The organism is Prauserella aidingensis, from assembly GCF_024171865.1.
GTDB classification, from domain to species: domain Bacteria; phylum Actinomycetota; class Actinomycetes; order Mycobacteriales; family Pseudonocardiaceae; genus Prauserella; species Prauserella aidingensis.
Genome location: NZ_JAMTCN010000005.1, coordinates 260,213 through 276,565 on the forward strand (window position 1 = coordinate 260,213; position 16,353 = coordinate 276,565).

At 66.6% G+C, this 16,353-nt stretch carries 27 protein-coding genes; 25 read left to right on the forward strand and 2 right to left on the reverse strand.

The window, feature by feature from the left end:
- Nucleotides 1-7: 7 nt before the first annotated feature.
- Both LY13_RS08900 and LY13_RS08905 read right to left on the reverse strand, forming a co-directional pair.
- Nucleotides 8-343 carry a type VII secretion target gene (locus tag LY13_RS08900; RefSeq protein ID WP_253827828.1) on the reverse strand — a complete coding sequence of 112 codons (336 nt, stop codon included), beginning with the start codon at nucleotides 341-343 and terminating at the stop codon, nucleotides 8-10.
- 73 nt (nucleotides 344-416) lie between these two features.
- Complete coding sequence (locus LY13_RS08905) at nucleotides 417-1,193, reverse strand: hypothetical protein (RefSeq protein WP_253827830.1); 777 nt, start codon at nucleotides 1,191-1,193, stop codon at nucleotides 417-419.
- A gap of 457 nt (nucleotides 1,194-1,650) precedes the next feature.
- Between LY13_RS08905 and rpsL the strand changes: the two genes are divergently transcribed.
- The 25 genes from rpsL to rplO all read left to right on the forward strand — a co-directional run bounded on the left by rpsL (nucleotide 1,651) and on the right by rplO (nucleotide 16,030).
- A complete protein-coding gene (gene rpsL, locus LY13_RS08910; RefSeq protein ID WP_030532894.1) occupies nucleotides 1,651-2,025 on the forward strand; it encodes a 30S ribosomal protein S12 in 375 nt (124 codons plus the stop codon).
- Complete coding sequence (gene rpsG / locus LY13_RS08915) at nucleotides 2,025-2,495, forward strand: 30S ribosomal protein S7 (RefSeq protein WP_253827832.1); 471 nt, start codon at nucleotides 2,025-2,027, stop codon at nucleotides 2,493-2,495. Before rpsL ends, rpsG begins: the two co-directional genes overlap by 1 nt.
- 89 nt (nucleotides 2,496-2,584) lie before the next feature.
- Nucleotides 2,585-4,684, forward strand: a complete 2,100-nt coding sequence (fusA, locus tag LY13_RS08920) for an elongation factor G (RefSeq protein WP_253827833.1) — start codon at nucleotides 2,585-2,587, stop codon at nucleotides 4,682-4,684.
- 126 nt (nucleotides 4,685-4,810) lie between these two features.
- A complete protein-coding gene (gene tuf, locus LY13_RS08925) occupies nucleotides 4,811-6,004 on the forward strand; it encodes an elongation factor Tu (RefSeq protein ID WP_253827834.1) in 1,194 nt (397 codons plus the stop codon).
- A 370-nt stretch (nucleotides 6,005-6,374) separates the two neighbouring features.
- On the forward strand, nucleotides 6,375-6,680 hold the full coding sequence (gene rpsJ / locus LY13_RS08930; RefSeq protein ID WP_028848712.1) for a 30S ribosomal protein S10: 306 nt from the start codon (nucleotides 6,375-6,377) through the stop codon (nucleotides 6,678-6,680).
- Nucleotides 6,681-6,711: 31 nt separating this feature from the next.
- Nucleotides 6,712-7,368 (forward strand): 50S ribosomal protein L3, encoded by a 657-nt coding sequence (gene rplC, locus LY13_RS08935; protein ID WP_253827835.1) that lies wholly within the window; start codon nucleotides 6,712-6,714, stop codon nucleotides 7,366-7,368.
- A complete protein-coding gene (gene rplD / locus LY13_RS08940; protein ID WP_253827836.1) occupies nucleotides 7,365-8,057 on the forward strand; it encodes a 50S ribosomal protein L4 in 693 nt (230 codons plus the stop codon). The genes rplC and rplD overlap by 4 nt, the downstream gene beginning before the upstream one ends.
- Nucleotides 8,054-8,362 carry a 50S ribosomal protein L23 gene (gene rplW / locus LY13_RS08945; protein ID WP_253827837.1) on the forward strand — a complete coding sequence of 103 codons (309 nt, stop codon included), beginning with the start codon at nucleotides 8,054-8,056 and terminating at the stop codon, nucleotides 8,360-8,362. The genes rplD and rplW overlap by 4 nt, the downstream gene beginning before the upstream one ends.
- Before the next feature lie 14 nt (nucleotides 8,363-8,376).
- The gene (rplB, locus tag LY13_RS08950) at nucleotides 8,377-9,213 is read left to right on the forward strand and encodes a 50S ribosomal protein L2 (protein WP_253827838.1); all 837 of its coding nucleotides are present in this window, start codon (nucleotides 8,377-8,379) and stop codon (nucleotides 9,211-9,213) included.
- An 18-nt stretch (nucleotides 9,214-9,231) separates the two neighbouring features.
- A complete protein-coding gene (gene rpsS, locus LY13_RS08955) occupies nucleotides 9,232-9,513 on the forward strand; it encodes a 30S ribosomal protein S19 (RefSeq protein WP_075849106.1) in 282 nt (93 codons plus the stop codon).
- Nucleotides 9,514-9,543: 30 nt separating this feature from the next.
- On the forward strand, nucleotides 9,544-9,954 hold the full coding sequence (gene rplV, locus LY13_RS08960) for a 50S ribosomal protein L22 (RefSeq protein ID WP_183646167.1): 411 nt from the start codon (nucleotides 9,544-9,546) through the stop codon (nucleotides 9,952-9,954).
- A complete protein-coding gene (rpsC, locus tag LY13_RS08965) occupies nucleotides 9,954-10,817 on the forward strand; it encodes a 30S ribosomal protein S3 (RefSeq protein ID WP_253827839.1) in 864 nt (287 codons plus the stop codon). Before rplV ends, rpsC begins: the two co-directional genes overlap by 1 nt.
- 3 nt (nucleotides 10,818-10,820) lie before the next feature.
- Nucleotides 10,821-11,240, forward strand: coding sequence for a 50S ribosomal protein L16 (gene rplP / locus LY13_RS08970; RefSeq protein WP_183779642.1), 420 nt, complete (start codon nucleotides 10,821-10,823; stop codon nucleotides 11,238-11,240).
- Nucleotides 11,240-11,491 (forward strand): 50S ribosomal protein L29, encoded by a 252-nt coding sequence (rpmC, locus tag LY13_RS08975; RefSeq protein WP_030532883.1) that lies wholly within the window; start codon nucleotides 11,240-11,242, stop codon nucleotides 11,489-11,491. Before rplP ends, rpmC begins: the two co-directional genes overlap by 1 nt.
- The gene (gene rpsQ / locus LY13_RS08980; protein WP_253827840.1) at nucleotides 11,488-11,769 is read left to right on the forward strand and encodes a 30S ribosomal protein S17; all 282 of its coding nucleotides are present in this window, start codon (nucleotides 11,488-11,490) and stop codon (nucleotides 11,767-11,769) included. The genes rpmC and rpsQ overlap by 4 nt, the downstream gene beginning before the upstream one ends.
- Nucleotides 11,770-11,850: 81 nt before the next feature.
- Nucleotides 11,851-12,219 carry a 50S ribosomal protein L14 gene (gene rplN / locus LY13_RS08985; RefSeq protein WP_253827841.1) on the forward strand — a complete coding sequence of 123 codons (369 nt, stop codon included), beginning with the start codon at nucleotides 11,851-11,853 and terminating at the stop codon, nucleotides 12,217-12,219.
- Nucleotides 12,220-12,534, forward strand: a complete 315-nt coding sequence (rplX, locus tag LY13_RS08990; RefSeq protein WP_183646142.1) for a 50S ribosomal protein L24 — start codon at nucleotides 12,220-12,222, stop codon at nucleotides 12,532-12,534.
- Entirely contained in the window at nucleotides 12,534-13,103 is a 570-nt protein-coding gene (gene rplE / locus LY13_RS08995) for a 50S ribosomal protein L5 (RefSeq protein ID WP_253827842.1), read from the forward strand. Before rplX ends, rplE begins: the two co-directional genes overlap by 1 nt.
- A 3-nt stretch (nucleotides 13,104-13,106) precedes the next feature.
- Complete coding sequence (locus LY13_RS09000) at nucleotides 13,107-13,292, forward strand: type Z 30S ribosomal protein S14 (RefSeq protein WP_183646137.1); 186 nt, start codon at nucleotides 13,107-13,109, stop codon at nucleotides 13,290-13,292.
- Nucleotides 13,293-13,371: 79 nt separating this feature from the next.
- Nucleotides 13,372-13,770: a 30S ribosomal protein S8 gene (gene rpsH, locus LY13_RS09005; RefSeq protein ID WP_253827843.1), complete on the forward strand. Its 399-nt coding sequence runs from the start codon at nucleotides 13,372-13,374 to the stop codon at nucleotides 13,768-13,770.
- 16 nt (nucleotides 13,771-13,786) lie between these two features.
- Nucleotides 13,787-14,326, forward strand: coding sequence for a 50S ribosomal protein L6 (rplF, locus tag LY13_RS09010; protein WP_253827844.1), 540 nt, complete (start codon nucleotides 13,787-13,789; stop codon nucleotides 14,324-14,326).
- 2 nt (nucleotides 14,327-14,328) lie between these two features.
- Complete coding sequence (gene rplR / locus LY13_RS09015) at nucleotides 14,329-14,727, forward strand: 50S ribosomal protein L18 (RefSeq protein WP_253827845.1); 399 nt, start codon at nucleotides 14,329-14,331, stop codon at nucleotides 14,725-14,727.
- 34 nt (nucleotides 14,728-14,761) lie between these two features.
- Nucleotides 14,762-15,403 carry a 30S ribosomal protein S5 gene (gene rpsE / locus LY13_RS09020; RefSeq protein WP_183646129.1) on the forward strand — a complete coding sequence of 214 codons (642 nt, stop codon included), beginning with the start codon at nucleotides 14,762-14,764 and terminating at the stop codon, nucleotides 15,401-15,403.
- A gap of 1 nt (nucleotide 15,404) precedes the next feature.
- The gene (rpmD, locus tag LY13_RS09025) at nucleotides 15,405-15,590 is read left to right on the forward strand and encodes a 50S ribosomal protein L30 (RefSeq protein ID WP_253827846.1); all 186 of its coding nucleotides are present in this window, start codon (nucleotides 15,405-15,407) and stop codon (nucleotides 15,588-15,590) included.
- Nucleotides 15,587-16,030 (forward strand): 50S ribosomal protein L15, encoded by a 444-nt coding sequence (gene rplO / locus LY13_RS09030; RefSeq protein WP_253827847.1) that lies wholly within the window; start codon nucleotides 15,587-15,589, stop codon nucleotides 16,028-16,030. Before rpmD ends, rplO begins: the two co-directional genes overlap by 4 nt.
- Nucleotides 16,031-16,353 lie beyond the last annotated feature (323 nt).

Below are 16,353 nucleotides of genomic sequence, written 5' to 3' on the forward strand. Positions count from 1 at the left end.
GCGCCCCTCAGACTCGCGGCTCGTCGGTCGTGTCGATCGAACCCTGGTAACCGCCCAGGGTCACGACGTGCTGATCGTCGTTGGCGCGGTACGCCTTCGCCGCCGTCGAGATCTTCTCCGACGTCGTGTCCAGGCCCGTCTTGAGCGCGTCGAGCAGGTTCTTCAGCTCGGCGAGGGCCTCGTCGTACTTGCCCTTCGTCATGATCCCGACGACGCCCCACGACTCGTCGCCGACATCGGCGCGGCCGGTGAGCTCGTCGAACGTGCTCGCCTGTTCCTTGAAGGACGTGAGGTTGTCGCCGTAGCCCTCGAGGGCTTCGATCTCGACGTTGAATCCGGTCATGCCCGCCTCCCTGGCAACTGTGTCCACTTCGACCGGGGTGCGGGCCCGCCGGTTCCCACCCGGCGGAAATTCGTCAGCGTGGAGGGTGTTGCTGAGCGGCGACGGTCCGGGCGAGCCGGGTGAGCAGCTCGGCGTTGCGGAACAGCCCGTCCGGGTCCAACCGCTGCGCCGCCAGCATGTGCAGGACGCCGCCTTCGACGGTCACCCGCGGCATCATGCGGCTGCGCCGGTGCTCGGCGAAGATTGCGGCGACCTCGGGGGTGACGATGCGCCGCGCGAACTCCTCGTCGGGGGACAGCACGCGCAGCCGCTCGTCGGCGAACCCCTTCAGCGCAGGCAGCCTGCCGCCGGTCTCCGGGTCGACGCCGTAACGCATGTGTTCGCCGATCATCAGGTACGGGGCGTCGGCGGGCAGGCCGCTGGGGACCTGGATGATGCCGGTGTACCGGGCCTGCATGGTTCCGCCGCCCATGCGCCACTCGGCGGCCACGACGGGAAAGCCCCCGTAGGTGAACTCAACGGCGTAGGTGAACGGTGCGCCCGTGTGGGCGTCCTTCCCGGGGAACACGCCGAAGCTCGGCCGCGTCCCCCGCTCGTAGTAGTGCTCGACCGCGCCGGTCCGGCGGGCGAACTCCTCCCTGCCGACCTTCTTCGCCGCCGCGTTCCGCCGGGACACGAGGAACGCCACGATTGCCCCGAGCGCGCAGAGCCCCAGCAGAATCACCATCAACGTGCCCGGATGCATGTCCGTCGGACTCCCCTCGGTGTCGGTGCGTTCCGCCGTCGGCGCGCGGATCGGCCCGAGATACTCGAAACCGGCGGCCTGTCGCGTTAGGCTGAGCGTCAGCATCTCCGCGTCCGCGCGTGCACGAATCTCACGCAGGCCCGAGCGGTGATCCGCGGACGGTGATCGCGGTACCGTACCCGATGACCACCGCCGTCGCCGCCGGTCGCCGGGGCCGTTAGGGACCCCCGGGTCGTCGCTGTCGGCACGGGCGGGTATCTTTGACATCTGTGCCCGGCACGCTGCCGGGCTGCTCCGTGCGCCGAAGTGCTCACGGGCCGGATTCTCATGTCCGGACCGGGTCAGCAGGCCTCCGCAGTAGAACGTGGATCTGCAGCACGACGGTGGATCGGAGCTCCGGAAGTCATAACTCCGGAAACCCCGACGGGAGTTCACGGGTCATGACGACCCTGATGCGGGCCGACACGCCCGACCGCGGGGACCGGGGAGACAGAGCCACACACAGATAAGAGCCACAGTAAAGCTGCAGAAGCTTTTACAGACGCGAGAGAAAGCTGGTCCATTGCCCACGATCCAGCAGCTGGTCCGCAAGGGCCGCCAGGACAAGGCTGCCAAGCAGAAGACCGCGGCGCTCAAGGGGAGCCCGCAGCGGCGCGGCGTGTGCACCCGCGTCTACACCACCACGCCGAAGAAGCCGAACTCCGCGCTCCGCAAGGTCGCGCGTGTCCGGCTGACCAGCGGCATCGAGGTCACCGCCTACATTCCGGGCGAGGGCCACAACCTGCAGGAGCACTCGATGGTGCTCGTGCGTGGTGGTCGTGTGAAGGACCTCCCCGGTGTCCGCTACAAGATCGTCCGCGGTTCGCTCGACACGCAGGGCGTGAAGAACCGTAAGCAGGCGCGCAGCCGGTACGGCGCTAAGAAGGAGAAGAGCTAATGCCCCGCAAGGGTCCGGCCCCGAAGCGGCCGCTGATCGCTGACCCGGTCTACGCATCGCCGCTCGTCACGCAGCTGATCAACAAGGTGCTGACCGACGGCAAGCGCTCGCTGGCCGAGCGCATCGTGTACGGCGCCCTGGAAGGCGCTCGCGAGAAGACCGGCACCGACCCGGTCGTCACGCTGAAGCGCGCCCTCGACAACGTCAAGCCTTCCCTCGAGGTGAAGAGCCGTCGTGTCGGTGGTGCCACATACCAGGTGCCCATCGAGGTCAAGCCCGGTCGCTCGACGACCCTTGCGCTCCGCTGGATGGTCACGTACTCGCGTCAGCGCCGTGAGAAGACGATGATCGAGCGCCTGCAGAACGAGCTGCTCGACGCGAGCAACGGCCTCGGGGCCAGCGTGAAGCGCCGCGAGGACACGCACAAGATGGCCGAGTCGAACAAGGCCTTCGCGCACTACCGCTGGTGAACCGCCACCACCGAAGCAAACCGACGCCCGGTCGACGTGAATGATCGAGCCAGTGCCGGGCCCCACGCTTGAGACAGGGGAACATTCAAGTGGCACGTGACGTGCTGACCGACCTGAAAAAGGTCCGCAACATCGGCATCATGGCCCACATTGACGCCGGTAAGACCACCACGACCGAGCGGATCCTGTTCTACACCGGGATCAACTACAAGCTCGGTGAGGTCCACGACGGCGCCGCCACGATGGACTGGATGGAGGAGGAGCAGAACCGGGGTATCACCATCACCTCGGCTGCGACCACCACGTTCTGGGACGACTACCAGATCAACATCATCGACACCCCGGGTCACGTCGACTTCACCGTCGAGGTGGAGCGCAGCCTCCGCGTCCTCGACGGCGCGGTCGCCGTCTTCGACGGCAAGGAAGGTGTCGAGCCGCAGTCCGAGCAGGTCTGGCGTCAGGCGGACAAGTACGACGTCCCGCGCATCTGCTTCATCAACAAGATGGACAAGCTGGGTGCGGACTTCTACTTCACCGTCGGCACGATCCAGGAGCGCCTCGGCGCGACGCCGCTGGTGCTGCAGCTGCCGATCGGCGCCGAGTCCGACTTCCAGGGCGTCGTCGACCTCGTCTCGATGAAGGCCCTGACCTGGCGTGGTGACGTCAAGAAGGGCGAGCAGTACGAGATCGAGGACATCCCCGCCGAGCTGGCCGACCGCGCCGCGGAGTACCGCGAGAAGCTGGTCGAGCAGGTCGCCGAGTCCGACGAGGAGCTGCTCGAGAAGTACTTCGGTGGCGAGGAGCTCACGAACGACGAGATCAAGACCGGCATCCGCAAGCTGACGATCGCCCGCGAGGCGTTCCCTGTGCTCGCCGGTTCCGCGTTCAAGAACAAGGGCGTGCAGCCCATGCTCGACGCGGTCGTCGACTACCTGCCGTCGCCGTTCGACGTGCCGCCGGTCCAGGGCACGCTGCTCGACGGCGAGACGCCCGCCGAGCGCAAGCCGTCGACCCAGGAGCCGTTCGCGGCGCTGGTGTCGAAGGTCGCGGTGCACCCGTTCTACGGCAAGCTGACCTACATCCGGGTCTACTCCGGCAAGGTCGCCTCCGGCACGCAGATCATGAACGCGACGCGGGAGCGCAAGGAGCGCATCGGGAAGATCTTCCAGATGCACTCCAACAAGGAGAACCCGGTCGACGACGCGCAGGCCGGCCACATCTACGCGGTGCAGGGCCTGAAGGACACCACCACCGGTGACACCCTGACGGACCCGCAGAACCCGATCGTGCTCGAGTCGATGACCTTCCCCGAGCCGGTCATCAAGGTCGCGATCGAGCCGAAGACGAAGTCCGACCAGGAGAAGCTCTCGACGGCGATCCAGAAGCTCGCCGAGGAGGACCCGACGTTCCGGGTCAGCCAGGACGACGAGACCGGTCAGACGATCATCGAGGGCATGGGCGAGCTCCACCTCGAGGTTCTCGTCAACCGGATGAAGAGCGACTTCAAGGTCGAGGCGAACATCGGTAAGCCGCAGGTCGCTTACCGTGAGACCATCCGCAAGACGGTGGACAAGTTCGAGTACACCCACAAGAAGCAGACCGGCGGCTCCGGTCAGTTCGCGCGGGTGATCATCAAGCTCGAGCCGCTGACCACCGGCGATGGTGCTCTCTACGAATTCGACAACCAGGTGACCGGTGGCCGCATCCCGCGGGAGTACATCCCGTCCGTGGACGAGGGCGCGCAGGACGCCATGCAGTACGGCGTCCTGGCCGGCTACCCGCTCGTCGGGTTGAAGCTCACCTTGTTGGACGGTGCGTACCACGAGGTCGACTCTTCGGAGATGGCCTTCAAGGTCGCCGGCTCCGTGGCGCTCAAGGACGCCGCGCGGCAGGCGAACCCGGTACTGCTGGAACCGATGATGGCCGTCGAGGTCACCACACCCGAGGAGTACATGGGTGACGTCATCGGTGACTTGAACTCCCGCCGTGGCCAGGTCCAGGCCATGGAGGAGCGGTCTGGCACGCGCGTCGTCAAGGCGCTCGTGCCGCTGTCGGAGATGTTCGGGTACGTGGGCGACCTGCGGTCGAAGACCCAGGGTCGTGCCAACTACACGATGGTCTTTGACTCCTACGCCGAGGTTCCGTCGAACGTCGCGAAGGAGATCATCGCCAAGGCGACAGGGGAGTAACTCCCACCAGCACCCAAAGCGGGCGGAAAAGGGGCCTCCCCTAAGGTCCGCACAACCGACCAGATCGAGTCGCAATCGGCGCAGCCACGCCGGGAGCGAGCAAGTACAGTCCAGGAGGACATTCCAGTGGCGAAGGCGAAGTTCGAGCGGAGCAAGCCGCACGTCAACATCGGGACCATCGGTCACGTTGACCACGGCAAGACCACGCTGACCGCGGCGATCACGAAGGTGCTGCACGAGCGCTACCCGGAGCTCAACCAGTCGCGTGCGTTCGACCAGATCGACAACGCGCCGGAAGAGAAGCAGCGCGGCATCACGATCAACATTGCGCACGTCGAGTACGAGACCGAGAAGCGTCACTACGCGCACGTCGACGCCCCGGGTCACGCCGACTACGTGAAGAACATGATCACGGGTGCGGCCCAGATGGACGGTGCGATCCTCGTGGTCGCGGCCACCGACGGCCCGATGCCGCAGACGCGTGAGCACGTGCTGCTCGCCCGTCAGGTCGGCGTGCCGTACATCGTCGTGGCGCTGAACAAGGCCGACATGGTCGACGACGAGGAGATCCTCGAGCTCGTCGAGATGGAGGTCCGTGAGCTGCTCTCCGAGCAGGAGTTCCCGGGCGACGACGCCCCGGTCGTGAAGGTCTCCGGCCTGAAGGCCCTCGAGGGCGACGAGAAGTGGTCCGACGCCGTCATCGAGCTGATGAACGCCGTCGACGACAACATCCCGGAGCCGCAGCGCGCCGTCGACCAGCCGTTCCTGATGCCGGTCGAGGACGTCTTCACGATCACCGGCCGCGGCACGGTCGTCACCGGCCGTATCGAGCGTGGCGAGATCAAGCTCAACGAGGACGTCGAGATCGTCGGCATCCGCGAGAAGGCCACCAAGACCACGGTGACCTCGATCGAGATGTTCAACAAGCTGCTCGACGCCGGCCAGGCCGGTGACAACGCGGCGCTGCTCCTGCGCGGTATCAAGCGTGAGGACGTCGAGCGTGGCCAGGTCATCGTGAAGCCGGGCACCACGACCCCGCACACGGAGTTCGAGGGCTCGGTCTACATCCTGTCCAAGGACGAGGGTGGCCGTCACACGCCGTTCTTCAACAACTACCGTCCGCAGTTCTACTTCCGGACGACCGACGTGACCGGCGTCGTGACCCTCCCCGAGGGCACCGAGATGGTCATGCCGGGCGACAACACCGAGATCTCGGTGCAGCTGATTCAGCCGATTGCCATGGACGAGGGTCTGCGGTTCGCCATCCGCGAGGGTGGCCGCACCGTCGGCGCCGGCCAGGTCACCAAGATCAGCAAGTAATTCGCACCCCCGGGTGCGGGAGCCATATTTCGGTATGGCATCCTATCTAGGTTGCTCGACGCGGGGCGGCCGATTCTACGAGTACACGAGAATCGGCCGCCCCGGCGCGAGCGTCCTGGGCTGACAGCGACGACAGTCGACTGTGAGTCGGGAGTGATCCGCCTGCCTTTCCGGCAGTGATCACTTCGTAGAGCAAAGACCTAGGGCACGACAATGATCCTGCGGGATCCGTGTGCGCGACAAGGGCGACACGCCCGACCGCGTGGACCGGAGGCCGGATCGTTGACGTGCAGAAACCTCCAACTGGGTCCGACGAGGACCTTGTGAGGCTTCAGACAAGCGGCACGAGACGAAGGAACGAGCTGCCACCATGGCGGGACAGAAGATCCGCATCCGGCTCAAGGCCTACGACCACGAGGCGATCGACTCGAGTGCGCGCAAGATCGTCGAGACGGTCACGCGCACCGGCGCCTCCGTGGTGGGGCCGGTGCCGCTGCCCACTGAGAAGAACGTTTACTGCGTCATCCGCTCGCCGCACAAGTACAAGGACTCGCGCGAGCACTTCGAGATGCGCACGCACAAGCGGCTGATCGACATCGTGGACCCGACGCCGAAGACGGTCGACGCGCTCATGCGCATCGACCTGCCGGCGAGTGTCGACGTGAACATCCAGTAAGCGTTGGGCGAGCGGCGGAGATAAGAGACTCATGTCTGACAGGCAAGTGAAGGGCATTCTGGGCACGAAGCTCGGCATGACGCAGGTCTTCGACGAGAACAACCGGATCGTTCCGGTGACCGTCGTGCAGACCGGGCCGAACCTCGTGACCCAGGTGCGCAATCAGGAGAAGGACGGCTACTCGGCCGTGCAGTTGGCCTACGGCGCCATCGACCCGCGCAAGGTCAACAAGCCGGAGACGGGCCACTTCGACCGGGCCGGTGTGACGCCGCGGCGTCACGTCGCCGAGCTGCGTACGTCCGATGCGGACACCTACGAGGTCGGTCAGGAACTGACCGTCGAGATGTTCGAGGACGGCGCGATCGTCGACATCACCGGCACGACGAAGGGCAAGGGCTTCGCGGGCACGATGAAGCGTCACGGCTTTGCCGGCCAGGGTGCGAGCCACGGTAACCAGGCCACCCACCGCAAGCCGGGCGCCATCGGCGGTGCGGCGACCCCGGGCCGCGTGTTCAAGGGCATCCGCATGTCCGGCCGGATGGGCAACAACCGCGTCACGACCCAGGGCCTCAAGGTCCACCAGGTGCGTGCCGAGGACGGTCTGCTGCTGATCAAGGGCGCGGTTCCCGGCCCGAAGGGCGGCCTTCTCTTCGTCCGTAGCGCCGCGAAGGGTGGTGTGACCGCATGACCGCGACGATCGAGGTGAAGACCCCGGCCGGCGCTGCCGACGGCTCCGTCGAGCTGCCCGGTGAGATCTTCGACGTCCAGGCGAACATCCCGCTGATGCACCAGGTCGTGGTGGCTCAGCTGGCCGCTGCCCGACAGGGCACGCACGACACGAAGACGCGTGGCGAGGTCCGCGGCGGTGGCGCCAAGCCGTACCGCCAGAAGGGCACCGGCCGTGCGCGTCAGGGTTCGGAGCGCGCGCCGCAGTTCACCGGCGGTGGCACCGTCCACGGGCCGACGCCGCGGGACTACGCGCAGCGCACCCCGAAGAAGATGAAGGTCGCCGCTCTGCGTGGCGCCCTCTCGGACCGGGCTCGCAACGACCAGGTCCACGTGGTGACCGCCCTCATCGACGGTGACACGCCGTCGACGAAGGAGGCCAAGAAGACGCTGGCCGCCCTGACGAGCGGCAAGCGCGTCCTCGTGGTCCTGCACCGCGACGAGGAAACGCAGTGGCTGTCGGCCCGCAACCTCGAGAACGTCCACCTGATCACGGCGGACCAGCTCAACACGTACGACGTGCTGGTCAACGACGACGTGGTCTTCAGCAAGGCGGCGCTGGACGCCTTCCTCGCAGGCCCGGTCAAGGGCAAGGGTGCGAAGGCGACGGCGACCTCCGGCGAGGTCTCGGAAGGGAGTGACCAGCAGTGAGCTCGGTGGCCATCCCCGACCCGCGTGACATCCTCATCGCGCCGGTGATCTCCGAGAAGTCCTACGGGCTGCTCGAGGACAACAAGTACACGTTCGTGGTCCGTCCGGACGCCAACAAGACCCAGATCAAGATCGCGGTCGAGAAGGTCTTCGGCGTCAAGGTGATCAGCGTGAACACGCTCAACCGGGAGGGCAAGCGCAAGCGCACCCGCACCGGCTTCGGCAAGCGCAAGGACACCAAGCGCGCGATCGTCACGCTGTCGCCCGAGAGCAAGCCGATCGAGATCTTCGGCGCAGGCGCGTAAGGGACTGAGTAGACATGGGTATCCGTAAGCACAAGCCGACCACTCCGGGCCGTCGCGGCTCGAGCGTGGCCGACTTCTCCGAGATCACTCGGTCGACGCCGGAGAAGTCGCTGGTCAAGCCGGTCAGCAAGACCGGTGGTCGTAACTCCGGCGGCAAGATCACCACCCGTCACAAGGGTGGTGGCCACAAGCGCGCCTACCGGATCATCGACTTCCGTCGTAACGACAAGGACGGCATCCCCGCCAAGGTCGCGCACATCGAGTACGACCCCAACCGGTCGGCTCGGATCGCGCTCCTGCACTACGCGGACGGCGAGAAGCGCTACATCATCGCGCCGGACAAGCTGAAGCAGGGCAACACGGTGGAGAACGGCCCGTCGGCCGACATCAAGCCGGGCAACAACCTGCCGCTGCGCAACATCCCGGTCGGCACCGTGATCCACGCGATCGAGCTCCGCCCCGGTGGCGGCGCGAAGATCGCGCGTTCGGCAGGCGCCCGCGTGCAGCTCGTCGCCAAGGACGGCCCGTACGCCCAGCTGCGGATGCCTTCGGGCGAGATCCGCAACGTGGACGTGCGCAACCGCGCCACGGTCGGCGAGGTCGGCAACTCGGAGCACTCCAACATCAACTGGGGTAAGGCGGGCCGCAGCCGCTGGCGCGGCAAGCGTCCGACGGTGCGTGGTGTCGTCATGAACCCGATCGACCACCCGCACGGTGGTGGTGAGGGCAAGAGCTCCGGTGGTCGCCACCCGGTGAACCCGAACGGCAGGCCGGAAGGCCGCACCCGCCGTCGCAAGGAAAGCGACAAGATGATCGTCCGCCGCCGGAAGACCGGCAAGAAGAAGCGCTGAGCAGGGAGGTAGAAGAACATGCCGCGTAGCCTGAAAAAGGGCCCCTTCGTGGACGACCACCTGCTCAAGAAGGTGGACGCGCTCAACGAGTCGGGCAAGAAGACCGTGATCAAGACCTGGTCGCGCCGGTCCACGATCATTCCGGACATGCTGGGCCACACCCTCGCGGTGCACGACGGCCGCAAGCACGTCCCGGTTTTCGTCACCGAGGCCATGGTCGGCCACAAGCTGGGCGAGTTCGCCCCGACGCGGACCTTCAAGGGCCACGTCAAGGACGACCGCAAATCTCGTCGCCGCTGAAGCAGCGCACCTTAAGAGAAGGAAGTAACGATGAACGCGCGTAACGACGCGGTAGCCGAGCAGGAGACCCTGCCGACGGCTTTCGCGCGGGCTCGCTTCGTCCGGGACTCGCCGACCAAGGTGCGCCGGGTGATCGAGCTGATCAAGGGTCAGAACGCGAACGACGCTCTGACGACGCTGAAGTACTCGCCGCAGGCCGCGGCGTACCAGCTGTCCAAGGTCCTCGCGAGTGCGATGGCCAACGCCGAGAACAACCTCGACCTGGACCCCGACACGCTGTGGGTGAAGAACGCCTACGCCGATGACGGTCCGACGCTGAAGCGCATCCAGCCGCGCGCCCAGGGGCGTGCGTTCCGGATCCGCAAGCGGACGAGCCACATCACCGTCGAGGTCGAGTCCCGTCCTGAGGCGAAGAAGAGCAAGAAGGCAGGTGGCCGGTAGTGGGCCAGAAGATCAACCCGCACGGCTTCCGGCTCGGGATCACCACGGACTGGAAGTCTCGCTGGTACGCCGACAAGCAGTACTCGGACTACGTGGCCGAGGACGTCAAGATCCGCAAGCTCCTGTCCACGGGCATGGAGCGCGCGGGTATCGCCAAGGTGGAGATCGAGCGCACCCGTGACCGGGTCCGCGTCGACATCCACACCGCGCGGCCGGGCATCGTCATCGGCCGCCGCGGCGCCGAGGCCGACCGCATCCGCGGTTCGCTGGAGAAGCTGACCGGCAAGCAGGTGCAGCTGAACATCCTCGAGGTGAAGAACTCCGAGTCCGACGCCCAGCTGGTGGCACAGGGCATCGCGGAGCAGCTGTCGAACCGTGTCGCGTTCCGCCGCGCCATGCGCAAGGCGATCCAGACGTCCATGCGGTCGCCGCAGGTGAAGGGCATTCGCGTGCAGTGCAGCGGTCGTCTCGGCGGTGCCGAGATGTCCCGCTCCGAGCACTACCGCGACGGTCGGGTCCCGCTGCACACGCTGCGTGCGGACATCGACTACGGCTTCTTCGAGGCCAAGACGACGTTCGGCCGCATCGGTGTGAAGGTGTGGATCTACAAGGGCGAGCTCGTCGGTGGGCTGAAGGCCAAGGCCGAGCGTGACGCCGCAGCGGCGTCCGAGCGTCAGCCGCGCCGCGAGCGTCCGCAGCGGCGTCGTGGTGGTGCCTCCGGTACCACGCCGACCTCGACCGAGGCAGGCCGCGCGGCCGCGCAGGAGTCCGGCTCCGGTGCCGCCAAGGCCGACACAGACGTCGCGTCCGCGAACGCCCCCGAGGTGGCTTCGCCGGACGCTGCAGAGAAGACGGAGGGCTGAGGCGTGCTCATCCCACGCAAGGTCAAGCACCGTAAGCAGCACGCGCCGAAGCGCAAGGGTGCCGCCAAGGGCGGCACGAAGGTCACCTTCGGTGACTACGGCATCCAGGCGCTCGAGCACGCCTACGTGACGAACCGGCAGATCGAGTCCGCTCGTATCGCCATGACGCGCCACATCAAGCGTGGCGGGAAGATCTGGATCAACATCTTCCCGGACCGTCCGCTCACGAAGAAGCCGGCCGAAACCCGCATGGGTTCCGGTAAGGGTTCGCCGGAGTGGTGGGTCGCCAACGTCAAGCCGGGCCGCGTGATGTTCGAGATGAGCTTTCCGAACGAGGCCGTGGCCCGCGAGGCCATGCGCCGCGCGATCCACAAGTTGCCGATGAAGTGCAGGATCGTGAGCCGTGAAGGTGGTGAGTTCTGATGGCGGCAGCTGGAGTTGCTGCGTCGGAGCTGCGTGAGCTTACTGCGGAAGAGCTCGTGCTGCGTCTGAAGGAATCCAAGGAGGAGCTGTTCAACCTCCGGTTCCAGATGGCGACCGGCCAGCTCGACAACAACCGCAGGCTTCGCACGGTCCGCGCGGACATCGCGCGCATCTACACCGTGATGCGCGAGCGCGAGCTCGGTCTCTCGATCGCGCCTGACGAGACTGACGAGAGTGAAGGTGCCGCATGAGCGAGCCGCTGCAGAAGGCTGACTCCGGTCGGAACTACCGGAAGGTCCGTGAGGGCCTGGTCGTGTCCGACAAGATGGACAAGACGATTGTCGTGGAGCTCGAGGACCGCAAGAAGCACCCGCTGTACGGCAAGGTCATGCGCTCGACCAAGAAGGTCAAGGCGCACGACGACCAGAACACGGCCGGCGTGGGCGACCGCGTCATCGTGATGGAGACCCGCCCGATGTCCGCCACCAAGCGGTACCGGCTGGTCGAGATCCGCGAGAAGGCCAAGTAATCAGGGGGCGGCAAGCAGCCCCATTCGTTCCGCCAGGCTCGGTAGAAACCCCGAGAACCGGCGCGACATACAGGAGTTGACGTGATCCAGCAGGAGTCGCGACTGCGAGTCGCCGACAACACGGGTGCCAAGGAGATCCTGACCATCCGCGTGCTCGGTGGCTCGGGGCGGCGCTACGCGGGCCTCGGCGACGTCATCGTCGCCACCGTCAAGGACGCCATCCCGGGCGCCAATGTGAAGCGTGGTGACGTCGTCAAGGCGGTCATCGTCCGTACAGCGAAGGAGAGGCGTCGCCCCGACGGCTCCTACATCCGCTTCGACGAGAACGCCGCGGTACTCATCAAGAACGACAACGAGCCGCGAGGCACGCGCATCTTCGGACCGGTCGGTCGCGAGCTGCGCGAGCGTAAGTTCATGAAGATCATCTCGCTGGCGCCGGAGGTGCTCTGAATGAAGGTCAAGAAGGGCGACACCGTTCTCGTCGTCGCAGGCAAGGACAAGGGTGCGAAGGGCAAGGTCATCAAGGCCGACCCGGAGCGCAGCAAGGTCCTCGTCGAGGGCGTGAACCGGATCAAGAAGCACACGCGGATCTCCCAGAACCAGCGTGGCGCCGAGTCCGGCGGCATCGTCACGCAGGAGGCCCCGATCCACGTGTCGAACGTGATGGTCGTGGACTCCGACGGCAACCCGACCCGGGTCGGCTACCGCTTCGACGAGGACGGCAAGAAGGTTCGGATCTCGCGTAAGACGGGCAAGGACATCTGATGACGACCGCAGAGACGACATACCCGACCCCGCGGCTCAAGGTCCGCTACCGTGACGAGATCGCGGGCCAGCTGCGCGAGGAGTTCGACCTCGAGAACGTGCACCAGATCCCGGGTGTCACGAAGGTCGTCGTGAACATGGGCGTCGGCGACGCCGCCCGCGACAGCAAGCTCATCGAAGGCGCAGTGCGTGACCTGGCCGCCATCACCGGGCAGAAGCCCGAGGTGCGCAGGGCCCGCAAGTCCATCGCGCAGTTCAAGCTGCGTGAGGGCATGCCGATCGGTGCGCGTGCGACGCTGCGCGGCGACCGCATGTGGGAGTTCCTGGACCGGCTGCTGAACATCGCGCTGCCGCGTATCCGCGACTTCCGCGGGCTGTCGAGCAAGCAGTTCGACGGGCACGGCAACTACACGTTCGGCCTGTCGGAGCAGTCGATGTTCCACGAGATCGACCCGGACTCCATCGACCGCGCGCGCGGCATGGACGTCACGGTCGTGACCACCGCCAACAACGACGACGAAGGCCGTGCGCTGCTCCGCAAGCTCGGCTTCCCCTTTAAGGAGGCGTGAGCCATGGCTAAGAAGTCCCTCATCGCCAAGGCCGCTCGGAAGCCGAAGTTCAAGGTGCGGGCCTACACGCGTTGCCAGCGTTGCGGCCGGCCGCACTCGGTCTACCGCAAGTTCGGCCTCTGCCGCATCTGCCTGCGGGAAATGGCGCACGCGGGACAGCTTCCCGGCGTGAGCAAGTCCAGCTGGTGAAGGCGCCCCGATAACTCCCACTTCGCCACAGGCCCCGGCAGTGCCGGGGAACCAGGGCGAGAAAGGTTGACAGGTCACCATGACGATGACCGACCCGATCGCAGACTTCCTGACACGTCTGCGGAACGCGAACTCGGCGCACCACGACGAGGTGACGCTCCCGCACTCGAAGATCAAGCAGAACATCTCCGAGATCCTCAAGCGCGAGGGTTACATCGCGGACTACCGGACGGAGCCCGGCGAGAAGCACCAGAACCTCGTCGTGAACCTCAAGTTCGGGCCGAACCGTGAGCGCAGCATCGCCGGCCTCCGCCGCGTGTCGAAGCCGGGTCTGCGTGTGTACGCGAAATCCAACAACCTGCCGAAGGTTCTCGGTGGCCTCGGCGTCGCGATCATCTCGACGTCCGCCGGCCTCCAGACCGACCGGCAGGCCATGCGCAACGGCGTGGGCGGCGAAGTCCTCGCCTACGTCTGGTAAGGGAGGGGACAAGGCAATGTCACGCATTGGAAAGCTGCCGATCACCGTCCCCTCCGGGGTCGAGGTGAACATCGACGGCCAGCACGTGTCGGTGAAGGGCCCGAAGGGCACCCTTGAGCACACGGTGCCGGAGCCGATCGTCGTCGAGCGCGACTCCGGCGGCGCGATCGTGGTGAAGCGCCCGGACGAGGAGCGTGAGAACCGGTCGCTGCACGGCCTCACGCGGACGCTGGTGAACAACCTGGTCGTCGGCGTCAGCGAAGGCTACGAGAAGAAGATGGAGATCCACGGGGTCGGTTACCGCGTGCAGGCCAAGGGTTCGGACCTCGAGTTCGCCCTCGGCTACAGCCACCCGGTACTGATCAAGGCTCCGGAGGGCATCACGTTCAGCGTGGAGAGCCCGACGAAGTTCTCGGTAGCCGGCATCGACAAGCAGAAGGTCGGCCAGACCGCTGCGGTCATCCGCAAGCTGCGGCGCCCTGACCCGTACAAGGGCAAGGGCCTGCGCTACGAGGGTGAGCGCATCCGTCGCAAGGTCGGAAAGACGGGTAAGTGATCATGAGCGAAACGGTTACGAAGCGCAGGCCGATCGGCAAGGACGTCTCGACCCGTCGCCGCGTGAGCAAGGCTCGCCGGCACACCCGGCTGCGCAAGAAGATCTTCGGCACCGCGGAGCGTCCGCGGCTGTCGGTGAAGCGCTCCTCCCGGCACATCTACGTGCAGTTGATCGACGACGTGGCGGGCCACACCGTGGCCTCGGCGTCGACGCTCGAGGCCGACGTGGCCGCCGTCGAGGGCGACAAGAAGGCCAAGGCCGCCAAGGTCGGCGAGCTGGTTGCCTCCCGCGCCAAGAACGCGGGTGTCGAGTCCGCGGTGTTCGACCGCGGCGGCAACGCCTACCACGGCCGGATCGCGGCGCTGGCCGACGCCGCTCGCGAAGCGGGGTTGGAATTCTGATGGTGAACAAGTTCGAGAACGGAAGGAACGCCTGATGCCGGGACGTACGCGGCAATCCGGCGGCCAGGGCGGGCCCGGCGAGCAGCAGAACCGCGAGCGCGGTGGCGGCCGGGACCGCAGGGACCGTCGTGACGGTGGCCGTGGCGGGGCGGCCCAGGACAAGAACCCGCACCTCGAGCGCGTTGTAGCGATCAACCGCGTGGCCAAGGTCGTCAAGGGCGGTCGTCGCTTCAGCTTCACCGCTCTGGTCGTGGTCGGCGACGGCGACGGTCAGGTCGGCGTCGGCTACGGCAAGGCCAAGGAGGTGCCCTCGGCGATCGCCAAGGGCGTCGAGGAGGCCAAGAAGAACTTCTTCCGCGTGCCCCGCATCGCCGGCACCATCCCGCACCCGGTTCAGGGTGAGGACGCCGCGGGTGTGGTGCTGCTCCGCCCGGCCTCCGCCGGTACCGGTGTCATCGCCGGTGGCCCGGTTCGTGCCGTGCTGGAGTGCGCGGGTGTGCACGACGTGCTGTCGAAGTCGCTGGGCTCCGACAACGCGATCAACATCGTGCACGCGACCGTCGCCGCGCTGAAGGGGCTGTCCCGTCCGGAGGAGGTGGCGGCCCGTCGCGGTCTGCCGCTCGAGGACGTCGCGCCGGCGCGGATGCTGCGTCAGCGTGCGGGTCAGGAGGTCTGAGATGGCGCAGCTGAAGGTCACCCAGATCAAGAGCGTGATCGGCTCGCGGCAGAGTCATCGGGACACCCTGCGTACCCTGGGACTGCGGAAGATCCGTCAGTCCGTGGTACGTGAGGACACTCCCGACGTTCGCGGCCTGGTTCGCACGGTGCGGCACCTGGTGAGCGTGGAGGAGGTCAACTCATGACCATCAAGATCCATGACCTGAAGCCCGCACCCGGCGCCAAGCGCGAGAAGATGCGCGTCGGCCGTGGTGAGGGTTCGAAGGGCAAGACCGCCGGTCGCGGTACGAAGGGCACCAAGGCCCGGAAGAACGTGCCCGCCGGCTTCGAGGGTGGGCAGATGCCCATCCAGATGCGGCTCCCGAAGCTGCGTGGCTTCAAGAACCGCTTCCGTACCGAGTACCAGCCGGTGAACGTGGGCGACATCGCCCGCGTGTTCGCCGACGGCGGCAAGGTGGGCAAGGACGAACTCGTCGAGAACGGTCTCGTCCGTAAGGGCCACCTCGTCAAGGTTCTCGGCAACGGCGACGTCGACGGCGTCAAGCTCGAGGTTTCGGCCGACGCGTTCTCCAAGAGCGCGAAGGAGAAGCTCGAGGCGGCGGGTGGCTCGGCCACCTCGCTCTGACGTTCGAGGATTCGCGGCAGCGGCCCGTCCGGCGACACCCGGGCGGGCCGCTGCGTGTGTGCGGTCGTGTGTGCCGGAGGGGCTCGCCTCGTCGGTCGGCGGGTGTGGTGCGTGCTACAGCCGGGCCTCAGGGGAGTGGCGTTCGTCGCGTCGCGGAGGGTGCGGCCGAGGGCTGCGCGACTTCCGTCGGTACCCTGCGGTCAGTTCGGCAACTCGGTGAATCGCCACCCTGAGCGGCTGTTAGAGTCGTCGAGGCGCCTGGGGACGTCCCCTGTCTTCAAGCGTCCGTCTGGCCAGCTCGCCAGCGAAGTGAGTCGTCCCGC